Genomic DNA, 6,000 nt, shown 5'->3' on the forward strand with positions numbered 1-6,000 from the left:
CCTGGTCTGGGATTTTGGGTCAATTTTGGTTTATTGACGGGACCGATGTTACACCAAAATCACGAGAATCACGAAAACTTTTAAAATTTTCTGGCGTTTTATCCGCTGCTTACGCTTGTGAATAAGGGGTGTTTCTTTTGGGGAATAATATTTTCCTTGAAATTCAACTTTCTAGACAGGCCTGCTCCGGGGCCGCGAAGGCCTGCGGGGCGGCGGCGGCGATCTGGTCAAGGGGCGGGCGCTGGGGCAGGGTGGCGCCTGCGCGCCGCGGGGGCGCGCGTCAGGCGGAAAGGAAGCTGGCGGATGAGCACATTCGACGAGGATCTGTTTCTCAAGGGGCTGGAGCAGCGCAAGGCGACGCTGGGCGCGGAGTATGTCGACAGGAACCTGGCGGCGGCGGATGATTTCACCCGCCCCTTCCAGGAGGCGATGACGGCATGGTGCTGGGGATTCGGCTGGGGCGACGACGTGATCGCGCCCAAGACGCGGTCGATGATGAACCTGGCGATGATCGGCGCGCTGGGAAAGATGCATGAATGGGAAATTCATTGCCGCGGAGCGCGCAATAACGGCGTCACCCGCGAGGAGCTGCGCGCGATCATTCATGTGGTCGGGATATACTGCGGCGTGCCCCAGGCGCTGGAGTGTTTCCGGGTGGCGCGAAAGGTGCTGGACGAGGAGGGCGAATAGGGGCGACTCGGTGCCGGCGCGGGCGGCGAAGGGACCGGCAGGGCACGGCGCGGCAAAATAGGGCGGGGCGGCGCGAAGCGCGTGTCATGGCAGGGAAAATCGTGTTTGTTAAGTGTTTTCACGCGTTTTGCGCCGGGCGTCGAGACGGGGTGTGTGGTTTAAACGTCACAGCCCGGACAACAACCACCCGGGCCTTGGCGGGTTCGTTGACACTCAGGGGGTGTTTGGAGCATTCCATCTTTCAAGCCGCGTCCATGTCCGGGCCGGTGGAACATGAAACTTCCTGCTTTATGGAGGGACACCTTGAAAAAGCATCTTCTCTGCACCAGCGCGATCGCTCTCGGCGTCGCAACTGCGCCCGCAGCAGCCCAGGAATGGAACCTGGACTGGGGCGGCTATTACAACACGCACGTTGGCTTTGCTGATGTCAGCGCGGGCGCGCCCCGCATCGGTCAAGACTGGGACGGCATGGCCGTTCTGGGCGACGGTGAGATCATCTTCACCCCGTCGGTGACCCTGGACAACGGCATGACCTTCGGTATCAACGTTCAGTACGAAGCCCAGAATGGCGGCGGCGGTGTTGACGGTATCGACGAGTCCTACGTTACCATCAGCAGCGACACGATCGGTCGTATCGAGCTGGGTGGCGAAAACTCGGCCGGTTACAAGTCGATGGTCGGCGCACCGGGCGTTGGTTCGTTCGCAATCATGTCGGCATCGGTTTCGGGCTTCGCTCCGATCAGCCACGCCTTCCGTCAGGCCTCGGGTTCGCCCTGGACTGAAGTTGCAGGCAACAACGACGTTCAGCGTGTGAGCTACTTCACGCCGAGCTTCAACGGTCTGACCGTTGGTGTGTCGTATGCGCCGAGCACCAACTCGAACGCATCGAACGTTGGCCCGTTCGACCGTAACGCAACCACCAATGTCACCGACGTCTTCGACATCGGTGTGCGTTACAGCCAGTCCTTCGGTTCCACCGACGTGACCATTGGCGCACGCTGGGGCACCGGTGCCGCAGCAGACTTCAACGCCGCACCTGGTGCAGGCGCTGACGGCATCCTGGGCACGGCGGACGACGTGACCGTCCTGACGCCGAACCTCGGCAGCGATCCCGAAACCTGGGGTATCGGCGCACAGATCGGCTACGGTGCATTCACCGTCGGCGGTCACTATGCCGAGAACGACAACGGCGGCATCGGCGGCGTTGGCGATCAGGAAGGCTGGAGCCTTGGTGCAACCTACGACATCGACGGTCCGTGGTCTGTCGGTCTGACCGGCTTCAACGGCTCGATCGACAACGGTGCCGGCGTCAACGACACCGAGTACAACGCCTACAAACTGTCCGGTTCGCGTGAACTGGGTGCTGGCGTGAGCTGGGACGTCTGGGCAGTCTATGCCGAGAACCAGGACATCGGTGGCATCGCCAACAACGACATCGAAGCAACCATCGTCGGTACTTCGATCAACCTGAGCTTCTAAGCTTCGGCTTGAACTTAGTCGGCGGGGAGGGGATATACATCTCCTCCCCGTTGTTGTATCCGCAGCAAGCGTTTTTGATGAAAATCCAGGGACCTTTGCGCGATGAAGAAGAATATCGTCTGGCTTGCCTCCTATCCGAAGTCGGGCAACACATGGACGCGCATTTTCCTTGCGAATTATCTGAGCAATGCCGAGACCCCGGTGCCGATCAACGAGGTCACGCGCTACGGGATGGGTGACGCGATCACCAAGACCTATGAGATGGTCGCCCGCCAGAAGATCGACCCGCGCGATATCCCCCTTACATTGCGGCTGCGCGACAAGGTGCTGCGCGGCATTTCGGGTAACAATGCCGATGTGAACCTGGTCAAGACGCATAATACATGCAAGGCCGCACGCGGTATCGAGCTGATCCCGCCGCGATACACTAAATCGGCGATCTATATCATCCGGAACCCGCTGGATATGGTGCTGTCCTACGCACGCCATTACAATCTGACGCCTGAACAGGCCGCCGAAGCGATCTGCCACAAGGATAACGCGCTGATGCCGGATGCCACCACGGTTGTCAGCTTCCTTGGCACATGGTCGGATCATGTGCGAAGCTGGACGCGCAAGCATCCCTTTCCGGTTCTTGTGCTGCGTTACGAGGATATTCTGGCTGATCCGGAGGCGGAATTCACCAAGGTGATCGAGCATTTCGGCATGAATGTCGATGTCGAGCGGTTGCGCCGCGCCATCAGGTTCGCGAGCTTCAAGGAAGTGAAGAAGCAGGAAGAGAGCAGCGGTTTCATCGAGCGCCCCGCCGCCAGCGAGAGCTTTTTCACCAAGGGCGGCAGCGGCCACTGGAAAGATGATCTTGACCCGGAACTGGCCGCGCAGATCCGCGCCGCCAATCACGCCACGATGAAATATCACGGGTATCTCGATGAGTGACCTGCGGCGTATCATCTGGCTGGCCTCCTATCCCAAATCCGGCAACACATGGATGCGCAGCCTTTTGGCGCATTATTTCATGCCCAAGGGAAAAGCGCCTGATATCAATAATTTACGTCAGTTCACCACCGGCGACGTGCGCAAGGATTTCTTTGATGCGGCCGCGGGCGGGCACTATCAGGGGGGCAGCGTCGAGGAGTGGGTGCGCCTGCGCCCCAAGGTGCTGCGCCTGATCGCGGGATCGAAACCGGACCATCATTTCGTCAAGACGCATTGTCAGGCCTCGGTCTTTCTGGGTGAGCCGCTCATTCCGGCGGATGTGACGGCGGCGGCGATCTACATGATGCGCAACCCGTTCGACGTGGCGCCCTCATTCGCGCGCCATCAGGCGGTGGATCTGGATACGGCGATCGGGAAGATGTGCGATATCGCCACCGTCACCGGCGCGCATGAGGGGATCTATGATGCGCTTGGCCGCTGGGACGATCATGTGCGCTCATGGACCGAGGCGCCGGGATTGCCGCTGCATGTGATCCGCTATGAGGACATGCTGGCGCGACCCGCGCCGACCGTGCGCAAACTGCTGGAAAAGTTCCTGCGCGTGAAGGTGGACAAGCCCAAACTTGCCTATGCGGTGAAGTCCACTAGCTTTCAGGCGATGAAGGCGCAGGAGGCGACACTTGGGTTCACCGAGAAGCCCAGGGGCATGCAGAGTTTTTTCGCCAAGGGGCAGGCCGGCGCATGGCGCGAGGATCTGACCCCGGCGCAGGTGGCGCGCCTGCGCGAGGCGTTCTTGCCGGCGCTCGAGACACATTATCCCGAGCTTCTGGCCGAAACCCTGGCATTTGCCGCGCGCGGATGATGCAGTCCAGGAGCCGGATGCGGCTTGCCGATGACATGAGGAGTGGCGGAAAATGAGATTTGTCAAAGTGATTTCAGTGGTTTCCCTTGGGGTGATGGCGGGATGCGTGTCACCCGGCCCCGAGGTCGTGGCGCGGCTGGGCGAGGCCCCGGCACTGGGCGGTGGCAGCTATTCGACCGGCGGCGGGATCACCGTTGCGGCGGACATGCGGGAATACCAGGGGCGCACGATGGTCTGTGGCGTCTGGGCGAAAAGCCGTCAGCAGTCGATCCTGACCAAGATGGTGGAACCCCAGCTATTGGGCACCGGGTCGGTGTCGGTCGGCGACGACACGGTGCTGCGCGGCCTTGGCTTCATGCGCGAGGTGGCGCCGGCGGCCGATTACGGCGGGCTTGAGGCCGATTGCGTGGTGACCGGGCGCGCCTGGCGCGCGGGCGATGCGCAGCGCGCGCCCGTTGTGCGGCTTCCGCGTCAGGAACTGGTCAACGAGGCCGATGCCGATGGCGGCGATGCGGGGGGCGTGATCGTCAAATTCCGCCCCGACGGGCCGGGCGCGGGCACGCGGTAAGCCAAAGGGCCTGACGCCGCGACCGAACGGTGCGTCGGGCATGTCGGGATCAGGGCGGGCGAACTCATCGCGCCGCGCCCGATTTTCAAGCAGGGCAGGCGTAACCTGCGGTGAATTCCGCCGCGTCGTCTCGGGGTGATCCTGCTATTGACGAATAGTCGTCATCAGCGGCGATCACGGCTTGCGTTCCGTCGGATTTTCGACAACTTTAAGGTTAACGCCCGGTTCATTGTAAAGAGTATCCCCAGTGGCAAAATCCAAATCGAAGACGACCGAACCCGCAGCGCAGGAATCGCCGGCAGGCGGTGAGGCGCGGACGGGCACAGATCCCGAAATCCTTGACAAGATCGCCGCGCTGCGCGCGCAGGTGCGCGAGAGTTTCGGCAAGGTCGCGATGGCGATGATGGCCCTGCCGCGCTACCGGCACAACACGCTGGCCGATCTCAACCATATTGTTCTGGAGCCGCTGATCCGCGACCGGATCGCGATCGCCTATCCGGGCGAGGACAAGGGCAACCCGCTGAGCGATGTCGCGGGGATGGCGATCTGGGCCAGCGTGTCCGAAGAGGTCGACGCCAAGATCCGCGAACAGATCAAGGCGGGGGTGTTTCCGGTGCGGCTCAAGGCGGATGAATGGGTGAGTGGCGATATCAACTGGCTGCTCGACGTGATCGCCCCGGACCAGAAGATGACGACCAGCGTGATCGCCAGCTTCAAGCAAGTGGTCAAGGAGGGCGAGCTGCGCCTGCATCCGATCATCACGCGGCTGGTGGATCAGGAGACGCTGGAAAAGATGGGGGCGAAGCGCAAGGAGGACGATCCGCCTGCGGGGTGAAATCGGTAACGGCAGGGTGTGTGTTTGTGTGTCTGCTCGCGTTTGTGATGTCTGCAATCAAGGTCAATGGGTGACGCGGTTCGTGCGTACCGTCCAGGTGGCGCGTGCGCCCGCGCGCCCTTGCCTGTGTGCGTGGCGTGCGGGCGGCCTGGTTGCGGGTGTCGATACCATCGGCGCGGGTGGTTCCGAGGGGCTGTCGGCGTGAGGCGGGTTGTTCTTCTTTTGCTTGTGCCGCTGTTTCTGGCGGGCTGCTGGGGGGATGACGCGGCGGAGTGGCGGCAGAAGCTGACGCTGCATCTGCAAACGCCCGATGGCCCCGTCGCGTTTTCGTCTGTAACCGCCATGCGCTGCGAGGCGGGGTATGCGATGGATATTGGCGGCACCAAGGTGACCTGCCACGAGACCGGCGAGGCGGTTGTGGCCAAGCTGGGCGAAGGTCATCTGTTCGTCCTGCTGGCGGGCGAGCGGCTGGGGTATCGCGGCGTGTTCCAGGCCCTGATCGAGGACGGTGTCACCTACCGGCAGTATTGGTGTCAACGGCGGAGACAAAACCGGCCACTTGGCGGCGCAAAACCAGGCCAGTGGTGGGGCACCAAGCGCCATGGCGCGTGCGCTCCCCAAATAGCTGGC

7 protein-coding genes are annotated in these 6,000 nt (G+C 62.0%); all 7 read left to right on the plus strand.

The window, feature by feature from the left end; translation table 11 throughout:
* Nucleotides 1-303 precede the first annotated feature (303 nt).
* A complete protein-coding gene (locus tag N5A93_RS11680; protein ID WP_268955272.1) occupies nt 304-690 on the plus strand; it encodes a carboxymuconolactone decarboxylase family protein in 387 nt (128 codons plus the stop codon).
* A gap of 303 nt (nt 691-993) precedes the next feature.
* The gene (locus N5A93_RS11685; RefSeq protein ID WP_268955273.1) at nt 994-2,169 is read left to right on the plus strand and encodes a porin; all 1,176 of its coding nucleotides are present in this window, start codon (nt 994-996) and stop codon (nt 2,167-2,169) included.
* A 102-nt stretch (nt 2,170-2,271) separates the two neighbouring features.
* Nucleotides 2,272-3,105 (plus strand): sulfotransferase domain-containing protein, encoded by an 834-nt coding sequence (locus tag N5A93_RS11690; protein WP_268955274.1) that lies wholly within the window; start codon nt 2,272-2,274, stop codon nt 3,103-3,105.
* Nucleotides 3,098-3,967: a sulfotransferase domain-containing protein gene (locus N5A93_RS11695; protein WP_268955275.1), complete on the plus strand. Its 870-nt coding sequence runs from the start codon at nt 3,098-3,100 to the stop codon at nt 3,965-3,967. Before N5A93_RS11690 ends, N5A93_RS11695 begins: the two co-directional genes overlap by 8 nt.
* A gap of 52 nt (nt 3,968-4,019) precedes the next feature.
* Nucleotides 4,020-4,535 carry a hypothetical protein gene (locus N5A93_RS11700; RefSeq protein WP_268955276.1) on the plus strand — a complete coding sequence of 172 codons (516 nt, stop codon included), beginning with the start codon at nt 4,020-4,022 and terminating at the stop codon, nt 4,533-4,535.
* A 247-nt stretch (nt 4,536-4,782) separates the two neighbouring features.
* A complete protein-coding gene (locus tag N5A93_RS11705; protein WP_268955277.1) occupies nt 4,783-5,370 on the plus strand; it encodes a toxin-activating lysine-acyltransferase in 588 nt (195 codons plus the stop codon).
* Nucleotides 5,371-5,571: 201 nt separating this feature from the next.
* Nucleotides 5,572-6,000: hypothetical protein (locus N5A93_RS11710; protein WP_268955278.1), on the plus strand; the 429-nt coding region annotated here is incomplete at its 3' end.

It is taken from the genome of Roseovarius salincola, assembly GCF_026891095.1.
Lineage (GTDB): Bacteria > Pseudomonadota > Alphaproteobacteria > Rhodobacterales > Rhodobacteraceae > Roseovarius > Roseovarius salincola.